A 20,826-nucleotide genomic window follows, 5' to 3' on the forward strand; every position below is an offset into this window, starting at 1 on the left:
TGCGGCCGCCGCGGCGCGCCGGCTCACGCCGCCACCAGGTTCACGATCTTGCCCGGCACGATGATGATCTTGCGGATGCTCAGCCCTTCCAGGAACTTGGCCGCATTCGGCTCGGCCTGGGCCAGCGCCTCGATCTGCTCGCGCGGGGTGTCGGCGCCGACCTCGATGGTGCCGCGTAGCTTGCCGTTGACCTGCACCGCCAGGGTCACCGCGTCGCGCACCAGCGCGGCCGGGTCCGGCTGCGGGAACGGCACGTCTTCCAGCAGCGTCGCCGGATGGCCCAGCGCCTGCCACAGCGCGTGGCTGGCGTGCGGGGTGATCGGGTTGAGCAGCAGCACCGCCGCTTCCAGCGCTTCCTGGCGCACCGCGCGGCCCTGATCGCCGGTGTCGTCGAACTTGGCCAGCGCGTTGGTCAGCTCCATCACCGCGGCGATGGCGGTGTTGAAGCTGTGGCGGCGGCCGTAGTCGTCGGCGACCTTGCCGATGGTCTCGTGGGTCTTGCGCCGCAGCGCCTTGTGCTCGGCGTCGAGCGCGGCCGGGTCCAGCGCCGGCGCGGCGCCGTCGGCGACATGCTTGTGCACCTGCGCCCACAGCCGGCGCAGGAACCGCGCCATGCCGTCGACGCCGGCCTCGTTCCACTCCAGCGACTGCTCCGGCGGCGCGGCGAACATGGAGAACAGGCGCACCGTGTCGGCGCCGTACTTGCCGACCATCGCCTGCGGATCGACGCCGTTGTTCTTGGACTTGGACATCTTCTCGGTGCCGCCGATCAGCACCGGCTGGCCGTCGCCGCGATGCACCGCGCCGATCACCCGCGCCTTGTCGTCGCGCTGCACGTCCACGTCGGCCGGGTTGATCCAGTCCTTGGAGCCGTCCGGGTTCTGCCGGTAGAAGGTCTCGGCGATCACCATGCCCTGGGTCAGCAGGTTGGTCGCCGGCTCGTCGCTGTCCACCAGACGCGCGTCGCGCAGCAGCTTGTGGAAGAAGCGGAAGTACATCAGGTGCAGGATCGCGTGCTCGATGCCGCCGATGTACTGGTCCACCGGCAGCCAGTAGTTGCCGCGCTTGTCGACCATGTCCTTGGCGCCGGGCGAGGTGTAGCGCGCGTAGTACCAGCTCGACTCCATGAAGGTGTCGAAGGTGTCGGTCTCGCGCTCGGCCGCCGCGCCGCACTGCGGGCAGGTGGTCTTGCGCCATTCCGGGTCGGTCTTCAGTGGCGAGCCGGTGCCGCTCAGGGCCACGTTCTCCGGCAGCAGCACCGGCAGCTGGTCTTCCGGCACCGGCACCGCGCCGCAGCTTTGGCAGTAGATCACCGGGATCGGGCAGCCCCAGTAGCGCTGGCGGCTGACGCCCCAGTCGCGCAGGCGGTAGTTGACCCGGCGCTGGCCCTGGCCCTTGCGCTCGAAGCGCTCGGCCAGCGCCTCGAACGCGCCCTGGAAGTCCAGCCCGTCGAACTCGGCGGAATTGACCAGCTCCAGCTCGCGGGTCTTGTCGCCGTACCAGTCCTGCCAGCGGCTCGGGTCGTAGCTGCGCTCGTCGTCGTTCTTCGGCGCCTTCAGTGCGATCACCTGGCGGATCGGCAGGGCGTACTTGCTGGCGAACTCGAAATCGCGCTGGTCGTGGCCGGGCACCGCCATCACCGCGCCGGTGCCATAGCCCATCAGCACGAAGTTGGCGACCCACACCGGCACCTGCTCGCCGCTGATCGGATGCACCGCGGTCAGGCCGGTGTCCATGCCGCGCTTTTCCTGGGTTTCCAGTTCGGCCTCGGAGACCCCGCCCTGCTTCAGCTCGGCCAGCAGCGCGGCCAGCTCGGGATTGGACTTGGCCGCATGCAGCGCCAGCGGATGCTCGCTGGCGATGGACACGAAGGTCACGCCCATCAGCGTGTCCGGGCGCGTGGTGAACACGCGCAGCGGGTCCAGCGCGCTGCCGTCGGCGTCGCGCACGTCGAACTGGATCTCCAGGCCCTCGGAGCGGCCGATCCAGTTGCGCTGCATGGTCTTGACCGACTCCGGCCAGCCCGGCAACTGATCCAGGCCGTCCAGCAGTTCCTGCGCGTAGTCGGTGATGCGCAGGAACCACTGCGGGATCTCGCGCTTTTCCACCAGCGCGCCGGAGCGCCAGCCGCGGCCGTCGATGACCTGCTCGTTGGCCAGCACGGTCTGGTCGATCGGGTCCCAGTTCACCACCGCGTTGCGGCGGTAGGCCAGGCCCTTGCGCATCAGCCGGGTGAACATGCGCTGCTCGTGCACGTAGTACTCGGGCCGGCAGGTGGCGAACTCGCGCGACCAGTCGATGGCATAGCCCAGCGACTTGAGCTGGCTGCGCATGTGGTCGATGTTGGCGTAGGTCCACTTCGCCGGCGCGGTCTTGTTCTTGATCGCCGCGTTCTCGGCCGGCAGGCCGAACGCGTCCCAGCCCATCGGCTGCAGCACGTTCTTGCCGATCATGCGCTGGTAGCGGCTGATCACGTCGCCGATGGTGTAGTTGCGCACGTGGCCCATGTGCAGCGCCCCGGACGGGTACGGCAGCATCGACAGGCAGTAGAACTTGGGCTTGTCGGAGGTCTCGTCGACCTCGAAGGCGCGGGTGGCGTCCCAGAACTGCTGGGCGGAGGATTCGACCTGCTGCGGGTCGTAGGCGGTGGGCTCGACGGCGGACATGGAAACGGGCAAGGGCCAGGCGGCAACAAAGCGGCCAAGGGTACCGTAGCGCGGCAAGCCGCTCCAATCCCGGCGACGGACGGCACGGGTGGCCAACCACGACCAGGCCCTGGAGACCCGCCGGAGCCGCGGCCGCAGCGTCATCGGCGATAGGGTCGGGCATGCCGGGCCGCACGCGGGCTTCCCTCGCCGCGGCGACCAACTGCGCAACCGCCAGGTCAGCGGCGCGACACGACCGCCCGGGGTCCGGGCCAGCAGGCCAGCAGGGCCAGCCAGCCCCACCACAGCAGGAACACCAGCCGCTGCGCCAGCGCCGGCGACAGCAGCCGGTCCAGCGCGAACGCGCCCAGCGCCACCAGCAACGCCATCGCCAGCGCCAGCGCGGCCCAGCCGCGTGCGGCGGGATCGCGGCGCGCGCCCAACCCCAGCAGCGCCGCGGCCGCCACCGTCGCCACCACCCACAGCAGCCAGGCGCTGGCATGCAACTGGGTCGCGCGCGCCTCCAGGTCGGTCGGGTCCAGCGGCAGCAGGCCCATGTCGGCGAAGGCCAGGCCGGCCAACAGCAGCAACTGCCCACCGACGCGCAACGACCAGGGCGCCAGGCGGCCGGCGCGGCGCAGCAGCCGCAGCGCCAGGCCCATCGCCAGACATCCGGGCAACACGAATGCCAACAGGTTGAACGCCCACGCATGCGGGATGCCGCGCGCACCGAGCAGGGCCAGCGGATGCGACCACGGCAGATAGCCGGGCAGCACCGCGCCGAAGCCCAGCATCGCCGCCACCGCGGCCACCGCCAGCAGCGGCCCGATCCAGCGCAGCACCCGTTCGCTCACCTCGCCCATCCGCCACCGTCCTTTCGCGCCGCCATGGCGCCTCCAGCCGGGCATTGTCGCCGCTGCGGCCGCGGCCGGCACGTGTGGCGCGGCGCCGCTGCCCTTGCATCGGCGGCGTCGCGCCTCCATACAGAGCGTCCTCTCGCCTGCGATGACACCGCCCATGTCCGACACGCCCCACGTTTTCGACGCCAAGACCGAGACCTTCGAAGCCGAGGTGCTGCAGCGCTCGCTGCAGACCCCGGTGCTGGTGGACTTCTGGGCGCCCTGGTGCGGCCCGTGCAAGACCCTGAGCCCGATCCTGGAAAAACTGGCGGCCGAGTACAACGGCGGCTTCGTTCTGGCCAAGGTCGACGTGGACCAGGAGCAGCAGATCGCCGCGGCGTTCCAGATCCGCTCGGTGCCGACGGTGTTCCTGGTCCAGGGCGGGCAACTGGTCGACGGCTTCCCCGGCGCCCTGCCCGAAGGCCAGTTGCGCGAGTTCCTGACCCAGCACGGGATCGTGCCGCTGGCGGCGCAGGAACCGGCCGAGGACGTGCCGGCCGCGCCGCTGGATCCGCAGGCCGAGGTGCAGCGGCTGCGCGAGGCGGTGGCGGCGGAGCCGGACAAGGACGAACTGAAGCTGGATCTGGCCCTGGCCCTGGTCAAGGTCGGCGCCGCCGCCGAGGCCGAGATCCTGATCGACGCGCTGCCGGCCAACCTGGCCACCGACGAGCGCGCGGTGCGGGCACGGGCGCGACTGGGCTTCGTCGGCGCGCTGCAGGCCGCGCCGCCGCTGGAGACCCTGCAGGCGACCCTGGCGCAGGATCCGGCCGATCTCAAGGCGCGCTACCTGCTGGGCGTACGCCACCTGGTCGGCGGCGACGACGCGGCCGCGCTGGAGCAGTTCCTGGAGATGCTGCGCCAGGACCGCACGTTCGAGGACGGCCTGCCCAAGAAGGCGCTGATCGACGCGTTCCGGGTGATCGAGGACGAGGACCTGGTGGGGCAGTACCGCCGCAAGATGTCCGCCCTGCTGTTCTGAGGCGGCCGCGGCACTGGCGTCGGCGGGCCGCGTGCGCCGCCGACGCCGTCGCGGCGGTCGGTCATGCGACTGGCCGCTGCTGCCGACGTCAGGCGCGCCAGCGCGTGCAACAGGCGCCCCGCCGATGCACCATACGCATGCGTCTGGTAGGCTCGCGCTCTCTGTTTCCGCCCCTCCCGCACGATGAAGCCATCGCTGTTCCGCCTGGGCCTGAACCTGTGGCCGCCGTTCCTGTTCGCCGGCATCCACGTGACCGCGCTGAGCGACGACTACCGCCACGCGCGGGTCGAACTGCGCATGCGCCCGTGGAACCGCAACTACGTCGGCACCCATTTCGGCGGCAGCCTGTTCGCCATGACCGACCCGTTCTGGATGCTGCTGACCATGCAGAACCTGGGGCGCGATTATTACGTCTGGGACAAGGCCGGCAGCATCGAGTTCGTGCGGCCGGGCCGCGGCACGGTCAGCGCGCGGTTCGACCTGGACCAGGCGCTGCTGGACGAACTGCGCGCCGCTACCGCTAGCGGCGACAAGCATCTGCGCTGGTTCGAGACCGACGTGGTCGACGCCCACGGCGAGGTGGTGGCGAGGACGCGCAAGCAGCTGTACGTCAAGCGCAAGCCGGCGATAGCAGGTCGAGGCGGATGACGGAGGTGCCGACGCCCTCAGGGCCGCCGCCGGCTGCCCGGCAACGGCAAACGCAGCGTATCGCCGTCGCTGTCCGCATACAGCGCCACCTGCAGCGCCTGGCCGTCCGCTGTCGCCTGCAACGGGCGACGCGCACCGCGCAGATCGGCCGGTAGCGCTGCCAGGCGCTGCGGCAACGGCTGCGTCCCGGGATGCGCACTTAACCACAGCAGGGCCGAGGCCAGCCGCATCGTCGCCGCGGCATCCTGCAACGACGCCTGGTAGCTGACGAACGACGTTTGCGGCTCCCGCGTCATCGCGCAGCCCAGGGCGTTGGCGACGCAGCCCATCGAGAGCTCTGCCACCGGTGCCGACACCTGCGCTGCGGTCGGCGGCAGATCCGCTATCAGGGTGGCGCGCGCATCGTCGGCGCAGGCGCGGGTAAACCCTGGCGCCAGCCTGGCCTTGCTGCGCTCGGCGTTCAACGCCAACGGGATCAGTGCCGATTCGTACCAGCGCCGCTGTACGGCGTGGCGGCCGCTGGCGAGTTCGTCGAACGCCGCGAATGCCCAGTGCGCTTCGCCACGCAGCGACCTGCACAGGCTCACGCCGTCGATCTGCAGCGGCGCGAATGCCTGCGTGCACTGCGCAGGCAGCGCCTGCGGCGGCAACTCGGCGAGCATGTCGGCGAACAAGCGGGCATTGCCGCGCAGCATCGACGCGCCGATGATCGCAGTGATCAGGTTGTCGCCGCTGCCCAGCAGGGCCCGGGCCACAGCGGCATCGCTGCAGACGCCCTGCAGCGCCGCGTCGCGGCGGCCTTCCACGAAATCCAGGGCATGCTGCGTCAACGGGATCTGCAGCAGCGAAAAGGCCGGCAGCTGGAGATCGGTGCTGTCGGTGAAGGGGCTGCGGTACTCCGCTGCGCCAGACGCGGCCGGCATCGCCGCCAGCAACGGCGCCTGGGTCGCCAGAGCTGCGGCATACGCTTGACGCGCTGCGCGCACCTTGGCGATGCAGTCATCGCCGCGCCAGCTGCAGCGGGGCGGGCCGGCGGTCGGCCAGTCCGGGACGCGCGGATAGCGACTGGCGGCGCTCCGGAAGGCCACACCGACAGGCCGGTGCCTGAAGCGCCGCACATCTTCGTCGAGCAGCGCCTGGCGCTGGGCCGAGGGCACGCTGTAGGGCAATAGCCAAAGGTCAACGAACAGGTTCGGCCCCCGCAGCGGCGGCAACGGTTGCCGCAACTGCGCCAGCGCGGTGCGCTGCGCCGCCGGCACCGGCCACCACCGCGACGCCACATACAGCGCCACGGCAAGCAGCAGCACCACGCCGGATACGTACGCCAGCCACCTGCCGATCTTCGCCACAGCGCTCCCCCAATCGCACCTGCACAGAGTGCGCCATCTTAGCCGCCGGGCGCAGCGGCAGGCGCGAGGCGCCGCTACACTACGCGGATGTCGCCCGATCTCGCCGCCCCCACTCCCCGCCCGTCCCTGCAACGGCTGTTCTTCACCGGCCTGCTGACCCTGTTGCCGATCTGGCTGACCTGGGTCGTGGTCAAGTTCGTGTTCGTGCTGCTCTCGGGCATCAGCAGCCCCTGGGTGGTGCCGCTGTCGGTGCGCATCGCCGCGTCGTTCCCGCGCGAGCTGGGCTGGGCCACTGCGCAGTGGGTGCAGAACACCATCGCCCTGATCGCCACCCTGGCGGTGATCCTGCTGGTCGGCTTCCTGAGTCGGCGCATGATCGGCCAGCGCCTGCTGCGCTGGTTCGAGGCGGTGATGCGCCGCATCCCGCTGGCCAGCGTGGTCTACGACAGCGTGCGCAAGTTGGTGGACATCCTGCAGACCCAGCCCGGCAGTACCCAGCGCGTGGTGCTGATCGACTTCCCGCACCGGGACATGAAGTCGGTGGGCCTGGTGACGCGGGTGATCAAGGAACACGGCACCGGCCGCGAGCTGGCCGCGGTGTACGTGCCGACCACGCCCAATCCGACCTCCGGCTACCTGGAAATCGTGCCGGTGGAACTGCTCACGCCCACCGACTGGAGCGTGGACCAGGCCATGAGCTTCATCATCTCCGGCGGCGCGGTGGCGCCGGAGAGCGTGCCCTTCACCCGGACCGTGGACCGCTGACGCCGATGCGCCGCGGCACGCTCGACGACCGCGCGGTCCGGCTGTTCATCGCCCTGGCGGCGTTCTTCTGCGTCAACGCCGCGCTGGCCGAGTTCATCGGGGTCAAGATCTTCGCCCTGGAAGACACCCTGGGCATCGCGCCACTGAACTGGAACCTGTTCGGGCAGACCGGCTCGATGAACTTCACCGCCGGCACCCTGCTGTGGCCGCTGGTGTTCATCCTCACCGACACCATCAACGAGTTCTTCGGCCGCCGCGGCGTGCGCTTCATCTCCTGGCTGGCGGTGGGGCTGATCGGCTATGGCTTCCTGTTCGCCTTCGCCGCGATCGCGCTGGCGCCGGCCGGGTTCTGGGTCGCCGCCGCGCAGAACCAGGGCGTGCCCGACTACCAGGCCGCGTTCGCCGCGGTGTTCGGCCAGGGCATGTGGACCATCGCCGGCTCGCTGGTCGCGTTCATGGCCGGCCAGTTGATCGACGTGGCGGTGTTCCACCGCATCCGCAGCGTGACCGGCGAGAAGCACGTGTGGCTGCGCGCCACCGGCTCCACCGCGGTCTCGCAGCTGATCGACAGCTTCGTGGTGATCTACATCGCCTTCGTGCTCGGCCCGCAGCACTGGTCGATGCAGCTGTTCCTGGCGGTGAGCACGCTGAACTACATCTGCAAGATGCTGCTGGCGGTGCTGCTGATCCCGCTGCTGTACCTGATGCGGCGCCTGATCACCGACTACCTGACCCCCGAGCGCGCCGAGCAACTGCGCGAGGAAGCCGCCGCCGACTGAACGCCGGCCTACGCGCGAGCGCCCCGCACGCCCTCGCGCGCGGCCATCGTGCAGCGCCGCAGAGGCCGCTGCCGCCTGGCCCGTGGCGCCACGGCGCCCGCCTGCGACAGGGTGGCGGGCGCCCGCGGGCAGCGGCCATGGGTGGCCTCGGCGGTGCGGATCGGGCAAGCTCCCCGCTCGCTTGTCGTTGGAGCCCGCAATGCCGCCCCGCTTTTCCCGCCTGCTGTCCCTGGCCATCGCCACCGCCCTGAGCCTGTCGCTGGCGGCCCCGGCGGATGCGGCCAAGAAGAAGACCACCAAGCAGACCACCGCGCAGACCCGCGCCAAGGCGAGCAAGGCCCGCAAGGCGCGTCCGGCGCCGGCCCCGGTGGTGCTGACCAAGGCACAGCAGTTGAACAAGCTGTACGACGACTACTGGGAAGCCTCGCTCAAGCTCAATCCGCTGCAGGCCACCTTCCAGGGCGACAGCCGCTACAACGACCAGTTGCCGAACTTCCTCTCGGCCGCGTTCCGCCAGCAGTCGCACGACTTCACCGTGGAGTGGCTGGGCAAGGCCGAGGCGATCGGCAAGGACGGCCTGACCGGGCAGGACCTGCTCAGCTACGAGATCTTCGTCGGCGATGCGCGCAACGCGCTGGAGGCGGAGAAGTACCCGAGCTGGATGCAGCCGGTGAACCAGTTCTACAACGTCGGCAGCATCATGGTGATGCTCGGCTCCGGCACCGGCGCGCAGCCGTTCCACACGGTCAAAGACTACGACAACTGGTCGCGGCGCGCGCTCGGCATCCCGGCGCTGTTCGACCAGGCCATCGCCAACATGCGCGAGGGCATGAAGGCCGGCGTGGTGCAGCCGCGCGCGCTGATGGAGAAGGTGCTGCCGCAGTTGGATGCGATCATCAAGCCCACCGCCGAGGAGAGCCTGTTCTGGGGTCCGGTGCGCAACCTGCCCGCCGACATCCCCGAGGCCGAGAAGCAGCGCATCACCGCCGAATACAAGCGCATGATCGAGTACCGCATCATGCCCGCCTACCGCTCGCTGCGCGGCTTCATCGCCACCGAGTACCTGCCGGCCACGCGCAGCACCGCCGGCGTCGGCGCCCTGCCCGGCGGCGATGCCTGGTACGCCTGGAACGTGCGCCAGAGCACCACCACCGACCTGACCCCGGCCCAGATCCACCAGATCGGCCTGGACGAGGTGGCGCGCATCCAGGGCCAGATCCAGGCGGTGATGAAGCAGGTGCGCTTCCGCGGTTCGATGCAGAAGTTCTTCAAATTCATGCAGACCGACAAGCGCTTCAGCTTCAGGAGCGAGGACGAGCTGCTGAGCTACTACCGCGGCCTGGAAGGCCGGGTCGACGCGGCGGTGCCGCGCATGTTCTCGCTCAAGCCCAAGGCCGCGTTCGAGATCCGCCCGGTGGAGCCGTACCGCGCGCAGTCGGCGGCCAGCGGCTCGTACATGCGCCCCAGCGAGGACGGCCGCCCCGGCATCTTCTACGTCAACACCTACGACCTGCCCAGCCGCAAGACCTGGGATGCGGAAGACCTGTACCTGCACGAGGCCATTCCCGGCCACCACTTCCAGCTCGACCTGCAGCAGGAACTGACCAACCTGCCCAAGTTCCGCCGTTTCGGCGGCGAGACCGCCTTCATCGAAGGCTGGGGCCTGTACGCCGAATCGCTGGGCAAGGACCTTGGCCTGTACCAGGACCCGTACAACTATTTCGGCTACCTGCAGAACGAGCTGTGGCGCGCGATCCGCCTGGTGGTGGACACCGGCGTGCACAGCAAGGGCTGGACCCGCGAGCAGGTGATCGACTACATGCTGCAGAACTCGGCCACCAGCCGCACCGATGCCGAAGCCGAGGCCGAGCGCTACATGGCCATTCCCGGCCAGGCGCTGTCCTACAAGATCGGCGAGATGAAGATCCTGCAGTTGCGCGACTACGCCCGCACGCAACTGGGCGACAAGTTCGACATCCGCGAGTTCCATGCCGAAGTGCTGAAGGACGGCTCGGTACCGCTGAACGTGCTGCAGGAAAAGATCGAGCGCTGGGTGGCGAGCAAGAAGGGCTGAGCGGTGCGCCGCTTCGCTCGCGGGGCTTTTGGCCTGAGGCGTCGCGGGGGTTTTTGTAGGAGCGGCTTCAGCCGCGATGGGGCATTCCTGGTGAAGCCCGGTCGCGGCTGAAGCCGCTCCTACGAAAGGCCACATCGGCGGCGGCGCCAGCACCCTCCCGTTGCGCTCATCCCACTCGGTGCGAATAGCAGACCAGTCCATCAGGACATTGGGCGCGCACGGACCCCGTGTGGGAGGGACTTCAGTCCCGACGCTTTTCACTGCAACGCGTCGGGACTGAAGTCCCTCCCACAAAAGCCGGAGGCGACTGACCAGTCCCGATATGCACTGGAACACCACCAGCGCAGACATCGTGCGGTCGAGTACGAGATAACCGGCCTCATCGCTACGCCGCTGCCAGACGCCGCGCCAGCTGCGCGATGTCCTGCGGCGTGGTGCGGCAGCAACCGCCGATCAGGCGCGCACCGGCGGCGCGCCAGGCGGTGAGGTGGTCGGCCAGGGCCACAGCGTCAGCGCTGCCGGCCTGCCAGCATTTGCGGTCGGCGTCGTAACGCTCGCCCGCGTTCGGATACACCACCAGCGGCAAGCGGGTCAGCGTCGCCAAGTGGCGCAATGCCTCCGTGGCGAGCAACGGCGCGACGCAGTTCACGCCGAGCGCCACCACCTGCGGATGGCCGTCGAGCAATGCCACCACCTCACGCAACGGCGTGCCGTCGCTGAGATGCGTGGCATCGCGCAGGGTGCAGGTGAACCAGGCGACGCTCTGCGGGAATGCCTCCAGCACCTCCAGCAAGGCCGCTATTTCCGGCAGGGACGGCTGCGTCTCGCAGGCCAGCAGGTCCACGCCGGCTTCCACCAGCGCGGCGATGCGCGGGCGGTGGAAATCCCGCAATGCCGCCCGCGGCAACGCGTAGTGGCCACGGTATTCGGACCCGTCGGCCAGATAGGCGCCATACGGACCCACCGAGCCGGCGACCAGCAACGGCCCTGCCTGCGGATGCCGTGCGAGATGCGCCTGCCGTGCCTGCTGCGCCAGTTCGACGCTGCGCGCGATCAAGCGCTGCGCTTGCGCCAGGTCGATCTCGCGCGCAGCAAAACCCTGCGGCGTGGCCTGGTAGCTGGCGGTGATCGCACACTGCGCGCCGGCGGCGAAATAGTCCCGATGCACCTGGCGGATCAGGTCCGGCTGTTCCAGCAGGATCTTCGCCGACCACAGCGGATCGCGCAGATCGCAGCCGCGCCGTTCCAGCTCGGTGGCCAGCGCGCCATCGAGCACCAGGCAACGGTCCTCGGCCAGCAGCGTGGCGAGCGGGTTGTACGGCATGGCGCGGCCTCGCAGCGACGGAACGCGCAGTGTCGCAGACGGCGGCGGCGCGGTCGCGACGCTGCGCTATCCTCCGCAGATGGATCGCTTCCTTCGCTCGCGCCGGGTCAACCCATGACCTTCACTTCTTTGACCCCGATGCTGCGCTGTGCCGACCTGACCACGGCGCTGGCCTTCTACACCGAAACGCTGGCGTTTCGCCTCGATAGCGGCACGGTGGCGACGGGCTGGGTGTCGCTGCGGCACGGTCCACTGGCGCTGATGCTGGCCACGCGACTGTCGGAGGGCGAGGCCACCATTTCCGACGCCACCTGCTCGCTGTACTTCCGCACCGACGAGGTCGATACCTGGTGGCAGCGGCTGCAGCCGCACGCGCGTATCGTCTATCCTCTGCAAGACTTCGCCTACGGCATGCGCGAATTCGCGATCCGCGATCCGGACGGCCATCTGCTGCAATTCGGACAGGCGCTGTGCCGATGAGCCTGACCCTCGACGGCCTGCACCACGTAGCGATCATCGCTTCCGACTACGCGCGCTCCAAGGACTTCTATTGCCGCGTCCTGGGCCTGCCGGTGATCGCCGAGGTCTACCGCGACGCGCGCGACTCCTGGAAACTGGACCTGGCCTTGCCCGACGGCAGCCAGATCGAACTGTTCTCGTTCCCCGCGCCACCGCCGCGGCCGAGCCGCCCGGAAGCCTGCGGGCTGCGCCACCTGGCGCTGCGCGTGCGCGACCTGGACGCGGCCGTCGCGCACCTGCAGGCGCACGGCGTGGCGGTCGAGCCGATCCGCGTCGACGAATACACCGGCCGTCGCTTCACCTTCTTCGCCGACCCCGACGACCTGCCGCTGGAACTGTACGAAAACGGCTGAACGCCCACCGCCGGCCACGCTGAACCGCATGACGCAGTGCGGATTCCCAGCACCATACGCTTGGGTATACAGTCGGGTCAGGCCGGCATCGCGCCGGCCGCACCGGACATCCCTCGGGAGGGGAACATGCGCACGAGCTTCAAGACCCTGATGCTGGCCCTGCCGCTGAGCGCGGCGGCATTCATGGCGCACGCCGCCGACACCTCGCCGGTCGGCCGCTGGCAGACCATCGACGACGAAACCGGCAAGCCCAAGTCGATCGTGCAGATCGAGCAGGCCGGCAACGGCACGCTGAGCGGCAAGGTGGTGGAGATCCTGCAATCCAACCACGGCCCCAACCCGATGTGCGACAAGTGCGACGGCGAGCGCAAGGGCAAGCCGATCAAGGGCATGACCATCCTGTGGGGCCTCAAGCCCGACGGCACGGCGGTGTGGGACGGCGGCTCGGTGCTGGACCCGGCCAAGGGCAAGACCTACAAGGCCAAGATCACCCTCACCGACGGCGGCAAGAAGCTGCAGATGCGCGGCTACATCGGCATCGAGGCGCTGGGGCGGACGCAGACCTGGATCAGGGAGTAGAAGCTGGGAATCGGGAGTGGAGAATCGGGAATCGTAAAAGCGGCATCTGCCGACCTGATGCCGCCCCACTCCGACAAGGCGCCTGCAAAGGCGCCTTTTTCGTGGCCATCGGGTCGCGGGCGGCCGCGCTTGCGATTCCCCATTCCCAACTCCCCATTCCCGGCTCCATGCAATAGAAGCCGGGAGTCGGGAGTGGAGAATCGGGAATCGTAAAAAGCGGCATCTGCCGGCCTGATGCCGCCCCACTCCGACAAGGCGCCTGCAAAGGCGCCTTTTTCGTGGCCATCGGGTCGCGAGCGGCCGCTCTTGCGATTCCCCATTCCCAACTCCCCATTCCCGGCTCCATGCAATAATCCCCGGCCCCCAGAAACGCCGGCCGCCATGACCACCGCCCTCGTCACCACCGCCCTGCCCTATGCCAACGGACCGCTGCATCTGGGGCATCTGGTCGGTTACATCCAGGCCGACATCTGGGTGCGCGCGCGGCGGCTGCGCGGCGACCGCACCTGGTTCGTGTGCGCCGACGACACCCACGGCACGCCGATCATGCTGGCCGCGGAGAAGGCCGGGGTCACACCAGAGAGCTTCATCGCCGCCGTCCAGGCCAGCCACGAGCGCGATTTCGCCGCGTTCGGCGTGGCCTTCGACCATTACGACTCGACCAACTCGGACGCCAATCGCGCGCTGACCGAGGCGTTCTACGCCAAGCTCGACGCCGGCGGCCACATCGCGCGGCGCTCGGTGGCGCAGTTCTACGACCCGGCCAAGGGCATGTTCCTGCCCGATCGCTACATCAAGGGCATCTGTCCGAACTGCGGCAGCGCCGACCAGTACGGCGACAACTGCGAGGTCTGCGGCGCCACCTATTCCCCGACCGAACTGAAAGAGCCCAAGTCGGTGATCTCCGGCGCCACGCCGGAGCTGCGCGATTCGGAGCACTTCTTCTTCGAGGTCGGCCGCTTCGACGGCTTCCTGCGGCAGTGGCTGGCCGGCGACGTGGCCCTGCCCGGGGTCAAGGCCAAGCTGATGGAATGGCTGGACAGCGAAGGTGGCCTGCGCGCCTGGGACATCTCGCGCGACGCGCCCTACTTCGGCTTCCAGATTCCCGGTCAGCCGGGCAAGTACTTCTACGTGTGGCTGGACGCGCCGATCGGCTACCTGAGCAGCTTCCAGACCCTGTGCACGAGCCTGGGCGAAGCGTTCGAGCCGCACCTGGCCGCCGACACCGCCACCGAACTGCACCACTTCATCGGCAAGGACATCGTCAACTTCCACGGCCTGTTCTGGCCGGCGGTGCTGCACGGCACCGGCCACCGCGCGCCGACCCGGCTGCACGTCAACGGCTACCTGACCGTCGACGGCGCCAAGATGTCCAAGTCGCGCGGCACCTTCGTGATGGCCCGCACTTACCTGGACGTGGGCCTGGAGCCGGAAGCGCTGCGCTACTACTTCGCGGCCAAGTCCTCCGGCGGCGTCGACGATCTCGACCTGAACCTGGGCGACTTCGTGGCGCGGGTCAACGCGGACCTGGTCGGCAAGTTCGTCAACCTGGCTAGCCGCTGCGCCGGCTTCATCGACAAGCGCTTCGGCGGCACGCTCGCCGATGCGCTGCCGGATGCGGCGCAGTACGCGCGCTTCGTCGCCGCGCTGGCGCCGATCCGCGAGGCCTACGCGCGCAACGACCCGGCCAGCGCGATCCGCCAGACCATGGCCCTGGCCGACGAGGCCAACAAGTACATCGACGAACACAAGCCCTGGGTGCTGGCCAAGCAGGACGGCGCCGAAGCGCAACTGCAGGCCGTGTGCACGCAGGGCCTGAACCTGTTCCGCGTGCTGGCCGCCGCGCTCAAGCCGGTGCTGCCGCGCACCTGCGCCGAGGCCGAGGCCTTCCTGTCGGCCCCGCTCACCGCCTGGGACGACCTCGACGCCCCGCTTCTGGCGCACGCCATCCAGCCCTACGCCCCCCTGTTCACCCGTCTCGACCCCAAGCTGCTCGACGCCATGACCGACGCCTCCAAGGACACCCTCGCCCCCGCTCCGGCCGCAACCAAGCCGGCGCCGGCCAAGACCGAAACGAAGGTCGCTGCGAATCCCGAATCCCCACTCCCCAATCCCGGCCACATCGGCATCGACGACTTCGCCAAGCTCGACCTGCGCATCGGCAAGGTGCTGGCCTGCGAGTTCGTCGAAGGCTCGGACAAGCTGCTGCGCTTCGAACTGGACGCCGGCGAACTGGGCAAGCGGCAGATCTTCTCCGGCATCCGCGGCAGCTACGGCGAGCCAGACAAGCTGGTCGGCCGCAACGTGGTGTTCATCGCCAACCTGGCCCCGCGCAAGATGCGCTTCGGCCTCAGCGAAGGCATGATCCTGTCGGCCGGCTTCGACGGCGGCGCCCTGGCCCTGCTCGACGCCGACAGCGGCGCGCAGCCGGGCATGCCGGTGCGGTAAGGCCGGGAAAGGAGAATCGGGAATCGGGAATCGCAGAGCTGCAGCCCGCCGCCAGACCCGCTTTTACGATTCCCGTTTCCCCATTCCCCATTCCCATGGACTTGGCCCTCTTCGACTTCGACCACACGGTCACCACCGCCGATACCTATGCGGGGTTCCTGCGGCGGGTGGCCACGCCGGCGCAGCAGGCGCAGGCGCGCTGGGCGGTCGGGCCATGGCTGGCCGGCTACCGGCTTGGGCTGGTGTCGGCGGCGGCGTTGCGCACGCGGGTCACCCTGCTGGTGTTCGCCGGACGCGACGCAGACGAGATCGCCCGCGAAGCCGAGCGCTATGCGCAGGAGGCGCTGCCGCCGCTGCTGCGGCCGGACATGATGCAGCGGATCGCCTGGCATCAGGCGCAGGGGCACAGCGTGGCGCTGGTCTCCGGTTCGCTGGACCTGTATCTGCAACCCTGGTGCAAGCAGCATGGGCTGCACCTGATCTGCAATCGCCTGGAAGCGCAGGACGGGCGCCTGACCGGCCGCTATCGCCACGGCGACTGCGGGCCGCGCAAGGCCGCCCTGATCCGCATGCAGTACGACCTCAGCGCCTATCCGCGCATCTACGCGTACGGCGACAGCCGCGAGGATCGGCCGATGCTGGCGCTGGCGCACGAGCGCTGGTACCGCGGGCGCCGCATCGCCTGATCACGGCGGTATCGGGCGGCGCCGCAGGCCGGTCCGGGCCTGGCGCGAGTCCGGCGGCCTTCGCGCGCACGAGTACGGAGCGACGCTGCGGGCCGGATCGGGCGTGGTACGAATGCCGTGACCTTCGCGAATGCGCGCGTACGCAAACGCACGAATCGATCAAGCGGGCGCCGGTCGCGTCAACGACGATCGCGACGCACACTCCCCCATCCCACATGCTCCCGGACCTGTATGACCGCCACGACGCACATTCCGCCCTTGCCGCAGCCGTCCGCGCCACGCCCGCCGGACCGCGCTGCGCGCATCGCCCTGGTCATCCTGTCCATCGCCGCGCTGCTGGTGCTGGCCTGCGTGGCGGTTGGCGTCGCCCTGCGGTGGCAGCACCACGACCGCATCAGGAGCAGCGACGATGCCCAGGTCACCTCCACATCGCCTCCCGCCGCGCAAGTCATCGTGCTCGCCCGCTTCAAGCATGAGGACCCCGTCGCGATCCGCCTCTGGCAGCGTGCCCTGGTCAGCCCGCCGCAGGCGCCAGGCGTCCAGGTGCCCGGTGTCGTCACCGTCGTCATTCCGCAGGCGGACGAGCCCGCGTCGGCGCAAGGCAACGCCGTGAAGGTCGCACGACGCGATCTGGTGCGCATCCACCTCGATGCCGCTCCCGCCGAGCGCGCGCTGTTCCTGCAAGGCATGGCAGTGCGCGTACAGGTCGACACCGGCTCGGGGCGCTGAGCGCGCCATGCCGGCGTAGGCAGGCGCGCAGCAATTCCGGCCTGAGCCTAGCGCGCCGCCGGCCATGCCGCGCGACGCAGCCGCGCGCCAGCGACGAGTAAGGGTGTTGTGCACCGACGCGCGGCGATGAAAGAAGCCGCAGGGCCCAGGTGCCTGCGCGCCACGCGCTACAATGCGGCGACCGCTGCATGCCGCAGGCACCGACCATCCAGCGCGGATGCGCGCGCCTTCCTTTTGTCGCACGCCGTACCGCACGCGCCGCCCCTGCCATGACGCCCGCCCCCGACTCCCTGCTCGAACGCCTCGATCGCCTGCTGCCGCAGACCCAATGCGGCCAGTGCGGGTTCGATGGCTGCCGTCCGTATGCCGAGGCGATGGCGCGCGGAACCGCCCAGGTGGACCGCTGCCCGCCCGGCGGCGACGCCGGCGCGCGCGCGCTGGCGCGGGTGCTCGGGGTGCCCGCCCTGCCCTACGACCGCAGCCGCGGCACGCACACGCCGCCGCAGGTGGCGTGGGTGGTCGAAGCCGACTGCATCGGCTGCACCAAGTGCATCCAGGCCTGCCCGGTGGACGCCATCGTCGGCGGCGCCAAGCACATGCACACGGTGCTGGCGCCCTTGTGCACCGGCTGCGCGCTGTGCCTGCCGGCCTGCCCGGTGGACTGCATCGTCCTGCGCTGAGACCGCCTCCCCGCGCGACCGCCACCGCGGGCGCATCCGGATCGGCGCCGGCCGCGTATGTCCTGGTGTCATCCCACCGGAGCGCCGTGCATGCCGACGCCGACCGCCGCCTTCCCGTTCTCCCGACCGCACCTGCCGCTGGCCCTGGCCCTGAGTACCGCCGCGCTCGTCGCCGCGGCACCGGCCAGGGCGATGCTGCACTACGAGGGCATCGCCTACGCCGCCGACGGCAAGCAGGTGCTGTACCGCGAAAGCCACTGGGTACGCGACGATGGCGCGCGCGTGGTGCTGTACCAGTGCGCCGATGGCAGCGCATTCGCGCGCAAGCGCGTGGACGATGGCAGCGCCGCGCCGGACTTCGAGTTGGTCGATGCGCGTAGCGGATATCGCGAGGGCGTGCGCCGCAGCGGCAGCGGGCGTGAGATGTTCAGCCAGGCCAAGGGCCAGGCCGAGCGGCGTGCGCCACTGCCCAAGAGCGACCAGGCGCAGGTGATCGACGCCGGTTTCGACGCCTACCTGCGCCAGCGTTGGGACAGCCTGGGCAGCGGCGCGCCGCAGCGCATCGCCTTCGTGCTGCCCAGCGAACTGCGCACGCTCGAGTTCCGCATCGCGCCCGGCCCGGCCGACGCCGAAGTGCAGCGCTACACCCTGAGCCTGGCCGCCTGGTACGGCACGCTGCTGCCCGACCTCAGCGTCGCCTATGCACGCCAGGACCGGCGCCTGCTCGAGTTCCGCGGCGTCGGCAACATCCGCGACGCGCGCGGCCGCTACCCGAACGTGCGCATCGAATTCCCCGAACGCCTGCGCGGCCAGGCCGATGCCGGCGCCTGGGCGCAGGCGCTGCAGCAAACGTTGGTCGCGCAATGCAGCGCGCGCTGAGCCGCGCCGCCAGCGCATTCACGCCGGCCATCGCCGCACCCGCTACAACCATGCCTGCGCATCGCCCGCGCATCGACGAGGACACCTCATGGCCAAGGCCTACCTGTGGTTCAACGCCGCGCTGTACGCGCTCCTGGCCGTCTGGTGCACGCTGCTGCCGGCGCAGACCGCCGCGGCGGTGGGATATATCGGCCTGGACCGCTCCGGCCAGTCCGAATACCTGGTCATCTACGGCGGCCTGCAATTGGGCATGGCGTTCCTGTTCGGCTACTTTGCCCGCACCGGGCAACTGCGCACCGGCCTGCTCCTGGCGCTGGCGTTCTACGTGCCCATCGTGCTCTACCGCAGCGCCAGCCTGCTGCGGCTGTGGCCGGTCGGCCCGACCACGACCGGCCTGGCCGCGTTCGAGATCGTCCTGCTGCTCGCCGCCCTCGTCCTGTGGCGACGCCAGCGCGCCTGAGCGACGGCCGCGGCGAAAGCCTGTAGCATCGCGCCGACCTTCGCCACCGTCTCCCGGCATGACCGAGTCGCCCGATCACGACGAAGCAGGACAATTGCTGGTCGCCACCGCGGCCGGCGACAGCGCCGCGTTCGAACGCCTGTACCGCACCACCGCCTCGCGCCTGTTCGGCGTGTGCCTGCGCATCGTGCCGCAGCGCGGCGAAGCCGAGGACGTGTTGCAGGAAGTGTTCTCCTCGGTCTGGCGCAAGGCCGCGCAGTTCGACCCGCAGCGCGCGCGCGGCCTGACCTGGCTGACCATGATCGCCCGCAACAAGGCCATCGACCATCTGCGCGCACGCGCCCCGGCGCGGCAGTCGGTGGCGCTGGACGACGCAGGTGAACTGCAGGACGAAGGCCGCGATCCGCTCGCCGATACCGAGTGGCGGGTGGCGGGACGGCGCCTGGACGTGTGCATGGGCGAACTGGAGCCGCCGCGCGGCGATTTGATCCGCACCGCGTTCTTCGAGGGCATCACCTACGAAGAACTGGCCCAGCGCAGCGGCACGCCGCTGGGCACGGTCAAGAGCTGGATCCGCCGCGGCCTGGCCAAACTGAAAGCGTGCCTGGAACGATGAACGCCTCCGTGTCCGATCCGCAGGAAACCCCGCCGCCGCGCGACGTGCTGGCCGGCGAATACGTGCTCGGCGTGCTCGACGCGCAGGAGCGCCGCGCTGCCGAAGCGCGCATCGACAGCGACCGCGCCTTCGCCGAAGCGGTGCTGCAGTGGCAGCAGCACCTGATGCCGCTGGCCGACGAGATCGCCCCCGTGGCGGTACCCGAACGCGTATGGGTGCGCATCCGCGCCTCGCTGGGCCTGGATGCGCCTGCGCCGCGCGCGCGGCCCGCTGCGCCCGGATTCTGGGACAGCGTGCGGACCTGGCGCTGGCTCAGCGCCGGCGGCTTCGCCACCGCCACCGCCTGCCTGCTGGCGCTGCTGCTGGCGCGTGCGCCGGTGCCGCCGCCGGCCGCGCAGCCGCCACCGGTCGCCACCACCACCCCGCCCAAGCCCAGCGGCGTCGCGATGACCTCCACGCTGATGCAGGACGACGGCAAGCCCGGCTACGTGGCGCTGATGGACGCCGACAAGCGCAGCATCACCCTCACGCCGCTGAGCGGCACCCACGACAGTGCCCGCGTGCCCGAGCTGTGGCTGATCCCGGCCGACGGCAAGGCGCGTTCGATGGGCGTGTTCGACGAGGCAAAGGCGCGGGTGGCGCGCATTCCCGATGCGCTGATGCCCATGCTCAGCGACGGCGCGGTGCTGGCGGTGACCATGGAACCGCCCGGCGGCGCGCCCGGCGGCGTCGCCACCGGTCCGGTCGTGGCCAAGGGCGGCATCAGCACGCTGCAGTTGGCGCCGTAGACAACCCCTTCTCCCCTCGGGACCGCAGATTCCCTTCTCCCGCCGGGAGAAGGTGCCCCGAAGGGGCGGATAAGGGGAGGGGCGAAGCCTCGTACAGCGTCCGGCAGCGCAAGTTGGATGCGCGGGGGCTTCGCTCCGTACCCTCACCCCAACCCCTCTCCCGATGGGAGAGGGGCAATAACGCCTTAGCACGCTGCAGCTGGCGCCGTAGACAACTCCTTCGCCCATCGGGACCGCGAATTCCCTTCTCCCGTCGGGACCATGGCCCCCTTTTCGGGGGAAGGTGCCCCGAAGGGGCGGATGAGGGTACGGGCGAAGCCTCGTACAGCGTCCGGTAGCGCAAGTTGGATGCGCGAGGGCTTCGCTCCGTACCCTCACCCCAACCCCTCTCCCGATGGGAGAGGGGCAATAACGCATCAGCACGCTGCAGCTGGCGCCGTAGACAACTCCTTCGCCCATCGGGACCGCGAATTCCCTTCCCCCGTCGGGACCATGGCCCCCTTTTCGGGGGAAGGTGCCCCGAAGGGACGGATGAGGGTACGAGCGAAGCCTCGTGCAGCGTCCGGTAGCGCAAGTTGGATGCGCGAGGGCTTCGCGCCGTACCCTCACCCCAACCCCTCTCCCGAT

The 20,826-nt window shown here is 69.9% G+C and carries 20 protein-coding genes; 16 read left to right on the top strand and 4 right to left on the bottom strand.

From position 1 onward, the window contains the following. Window positions 1-23: 23 nt before the first annotated feature. Window positions 24-2,666 (bottom strand): leucine--tRNA ligase, encoded by a 2,643-nt coding sequence (gene leuS, locus PG878_RS14440; protein WP_209031921.1) that lies wholly within the window; start codon window positions 2,664-2,666, stop codon window positions 24-26. Window positions 2,667-2,884: 218 nt separating this feature from the next. Further along, window positions 2,885-3,508 carry a DUF998 domain-containing protein gene (locus tag PG878_RS14445; RefSeq protein ID WP_209031922.1) on the bottom strand — a complete coding sequence of 208 codons (624 nt, stop codon included), beginning with the start codon at window positions 3,506-3,508 and terminating at the stop codon, window positions 2,885-2,887. A gap of 154 nt (window positions 3,509-3,662) precedes the next feature. Between PG878_RS14445 and trxA the strand changes: the two genes are divergently transcribed. Then, window positions 3,663-4,523 (top strand): thioredoxin, encoded by an 861-nt coding sequence (trxA, locus tag PG878_RS14450; RefSeq protein WP_209031923.1) that lies wholly within the window; start codon window positions 3,663-3,665, stop codon window positions 4,521-4,523. 183 nt (window positions 4,524-4,706) lie between these two features. Continuing rightward, window positions 4,707-5,171 (top strand): DUF4442 domain-containing protein, encoded by a 465-nt coding sequence (locus PG878_RS14455; protein ID WP_209031924.1) that lies wholly within the window; start codon window positions 4,707-4,709, stop codon window positions 5,169-5,171. Window positions 5,172-5,188: 17 nt separating this feature from the next. Here PG878_RS14455 and PG878_RS14460 read toward each other — a convergent pair whose 3' ends face one another. After that, window positions 5,189-6,520: a hypothetical protein gene (locus tag PG878_RS14460; RefSeq protein WP_209031925.1), complete on the bottom strand. Its 1,332-nt coding sequence runs from the start codon at window positions 6,518-6,520 to the stop codon at window positions 5,189-5,191. 87 nt (window positions 6,521-6,607) lie between these two features. Between PG878_RS14460 and PG878_RS14465 the strand changes: the two genes are divergently transcribed. From PG878_RS14465 to PG878_RS14475, 3 genes are all read left to right on the top strand, one after another. After that, window positions 6,608-7,285, top strand: a complete 678-nt coding sequence (locus PG878_RS14465; protein ID WP_209031926.1) for a DUF502 domain-containing protein — start codon at window positions 6,608-6,610, stop codon at window positions 7,283-7,285. 5 nt (window positions 7,286-7,290) lie between these two features. Further along, window positions 7,291-8,064, top strand: a complete 774-nt coding sequence (locus tag PG878_RS14470; protein WP_425611749.1) for a queuosine precursor transporter — start codon at window positions 7,291-7,293, stop codon at window positions 8,062-8,064. Window positions 8,065-8,263: 199 nt separating this feature from the next. Beyond that, complete coding sequence (locus PG878_RS14475) at window positions 8,264-10,138, top strand: DUF885 domain-containing protein (protein ID WP_209031927.1); 1,875 nt, start codon at window positions 8,264-8,266, stop codon at window positions 10,136-10,138. A 385-nt stretch (window positions 10,139-10,523) separates the two neighbouring features. On the opposite strand, the gene mmuM is transcribed toward PG878_RS14475, so the two are convergent. Next, a complete protein-coding gene (mmuM, locus tag PG878_RS14480) occupies window positions 10,524-11,462 on the bottom strand; it encodes a homocysteine S-methyltransferase (RefSeq protein WP_209031928.1) in 939 nt (312 codons plus the stop codon). A gap of 114 nt (window positions 11,463-11,576) precedes the next feature. Here mmuM and PG878_RS14485 point away from each other — a divergent pair, with 114 nt between their 5' ends. From PG878_RS14485 to PG878_RS14535, 11 genes are all read left to right on the top strand, one after another. Further along, window positions 11,577-11,942, top strand: coding sequence for a VOC family protein (locus PG878_RS14485; protein ID WP_209031929.1), 366 nt, complete (start codon window positions 11,577-11,579; stop codon window positions 11,940-11,942). Window positions 11,943-11,944: 2 nt separating this feature from the next. Next, complete coding sequence (gene gloA2, locus PG878_RS14490; RefSeq protein WP_209031942.1) at window positions 11,945-12,334, top strand: SMU1112c/YaeR family gloxylase I-like metalloprotein; 390 nt, start codon at window positions 11,945-11,947, stop codon at window positions 12,332-12,334. Window positions 12,335-12,460: 126 nt separating this feature from the next. Beyond that, entirely contained in the window at window positions 12,461-12,913 is a 453-nt protein-coding gene (locus PG878_RS14495) for a DUF2147 domain-containing protein (RefSeq protein ID WP_010342365.1), read from the top strand. A gap of 381 nt (window positions 12,914-13,294) precedes the next feature. Further along, on the top strand, window positions 13,295-15,361 hold the full coding sequence (gene metG, locus PG878_RS14500; protein WP_209031930.1) for a methionine--tRNA ligase: 2,067 nt from the start codon (window positions 13,295-13,297) through the stop codon (window positions 15,359-15,361). Window positions 15,362-15,456: 95 nt separating this feature from the next. Further along, window positions 15,457-16,047 carry an HAD family hydrolase gene (locus PG878_RS14505; protein WP_209031931.1) on the top strand — a complete coding sequence of 197 codons (591 nt, stop codon included), beginning with the start codon at window positions 15,457-15,459 and terminating at the stop codon, window positions 16,045-16,047. A gap of 231 nt (window positions 16,048-16,278) precedes the next feature. After that, window positions 16,279-16,776, top strand: coding sequence for a hypothetical protein (locus tag PG878_RS14510; protein ID WP_209031932.1), 498 nt, complete (start codon window positions 16,279-16,281; stop codon window positions 16,774-16,776). A gap of 269 nt (window positions 16,777-17,045) precedes the next feature. Next, window positions 17,046-17,456, top strand: coding sequence for an Rnf electron transport complex subunit RnfB (rnfB, locus tag PG878_RS14515; RefSeq protein ID WP_209031933.1), 411 nt, complete (start codon window positions 17,046-17,048; stop codon window positions 17,454-17,456). Window positions 17,457-17,546: 90 nt separating this feature from the next. Next, window positions 17,547-18,335 carry a hypothetical protein gene (locus tag PG878_RS14520; protein ID WP_209031934.1) on the top strand — a complete coding sequence of 263 codons (789 nt, stop codon included), beginning with the start codon at window positions 17,547-17,549 and terminating at the stop codon, window positions 18,333-18,335. A gap of 88 nt (window positions 18,336-18,423) precedes the next feature. Next, the gene (locus PG878_RS14525; protein WP_209031935.1) at window positions 18,424-18,795 is read left to right on the top strand and encodes a DUF4345 domain-containing protein; all 372 of its coding nucleotides are present in this window, start codon (window positions 18,424-18,426) and stop codon (window positions 18,793-18,795) included. Between the two features lie 58 nt (window positions 18,796-18,853). Continuing rightward, window positions 18,854-19,411, top strand: coding sequence for a sigma-70 family RNA polymerase sigma factor (locus tag PG878_RS14530; RefSeq protein WP_209031936.1), 558 nt, complete (start codon window positions 18,854-18,856; stop codon window positions 19,409-19,411). Then, window positions 19,408-20,199 (top strand): anti-sigma factor, encoded by a 792-nt coding sequence (locus tag PG878_RS14535; protein ID WP_209031937.1) that lies wholly within the window; start codon window positions 19,408-19,410, stop codon window positions 20,197-20,199. Before PG878_RS14530 ends, PG878_RS14535 begins: the two co-directional genes overlap by 4 nt. Window positions 20,200-20,826 lie beyond the last annotated feature (627 nt).

The sequence above is a fragment of the Xanthomonas hawaiiensis genome, from assembly GCF_031834635.1.
GTDB lineage: Bacteria > Pseudomonadota > Gammaproteobacteria > Xanthomonadales > Xanthomonadaceae > Xanthomonas_A > Xanthomonas_A sacchari.

Coding starts and splice junctions, on each gene's coding strand:
- PG878_RS14465 (WP_209031926.1), top strand. CDS start 6,608: ATGTCGCCCGATCTCGCCGCCCCCACTCCCCGCCCGTCCCTGCAACGG.
- PG878_RS14455 (WP_209031924.1), top strand. CDS start 4,707: ATGAAGCCATCGCTGTTCCGCCTGGGCCTGAACCTGTGGCCGCCGTTC.
- PG878_RS14520 (WP_209031934.1), top strand. CDS start 17,547: ATGCCGACGCCGACCGCCGCCTTCCCGTTCTCCCGACCGCACCTGCCG.
- PG878_RS14445 (WP_209031922.1), bottom strand. CDS start 3,508: ATGGGCGAGGTGAGCGAACGGGTGCTGCGCTGGATCGGGCCGCTGCTG.
- PG878_RS14485 (WP_209031929.1), top strand. CDS start 11,577: ATGACCTTCACTTCTTTGACCCCGATGCTGCGCTGTGCCGACCTGACC.
- PG878_RS14505 (WP_209031931.1), top strand. CDS start 15,457: ATGGACTTGGCCCTCTTCGACTTCGACCACACGGTCACCACCGCCGAT.
- PG878_RS14495 (WP_010342365.1), top strand. CDS start 12,461: ATGCGCACGAGCTTCAAGACCCTGATGCTGGCCCTGCCGCTGAGCGCG.
- PG878_RS14525 (WP_209031935.1), top strand. CDS start 18,424: ATGGCCAAGGCCTACCTGTGGTTCAACGCCGCGCTGTACGCGCTCCTG.
- trxA (WP_209031923.1), top strand. CDS start 3,663: ATGTCCGACACGCCCCACGTTTTCGACGCCAAGACCGAGACCTTCGAA.
- PG878_RS14535 (WP_209031937.1), top strand. CDS start 19,408: ATGAACGCCTCCGTGTCCGATCCGCAGGAAACCCCGCCGCCGCGCGAC.
- mmuM (WP_209031928.1), bottom strand. CDS start 11,462: ATGCCGTACAACCCGCTCGCCACGCTGCTGGCCGAGGACCGTTGCCTG.
- metG (WP_209031930.1), top strand. CDS start 13,295: ATGACCACCGCCCTCGTCACCACCGCCCTGCCCTATGCCAACGGACCG.
- PG878_RS14470 (WP_425611749.1), top strand. CDS start 7,291: ATGCGCCGCGGCACGCTCGACGACCGCGCGGTCCGGCTGTTCATCGCC.
- rnfB (WP_209031933.1), top strand. CDS start 17,046: ATGACGCCCGCCCCCGACTCCCTGCTCGAACGCCTCGATCGCCTGCTG.
- PG878_RS14475 (WP_209031927.1), top strand. CDS start 8,264: ATGCCGCCCCGCTTTTCCCGCCTGCTGTCCCTGGCCATCGCCACCGCC.
- PG878_RS14530 (WP_209031936.1), top strand. CDS start 18,854: ATGACCGAGTCGCCCGATCACGACGAAGCAGGACAATTGCTGGTCGCC.
- PG878_RS14510 (WP_209031932.1), top strand. CDS start 16,279: ATGACCGCCACGACGCACATTCCGCCCTTGCCGCAGCCGTCCGCGCCA.
- leuS (WP_209031921.1), bottom strand. CDS start 2,666: ATGTCCGCCGTCGAGCCCACCGCCTACGACCCGCAGCAGGTCGAATCC.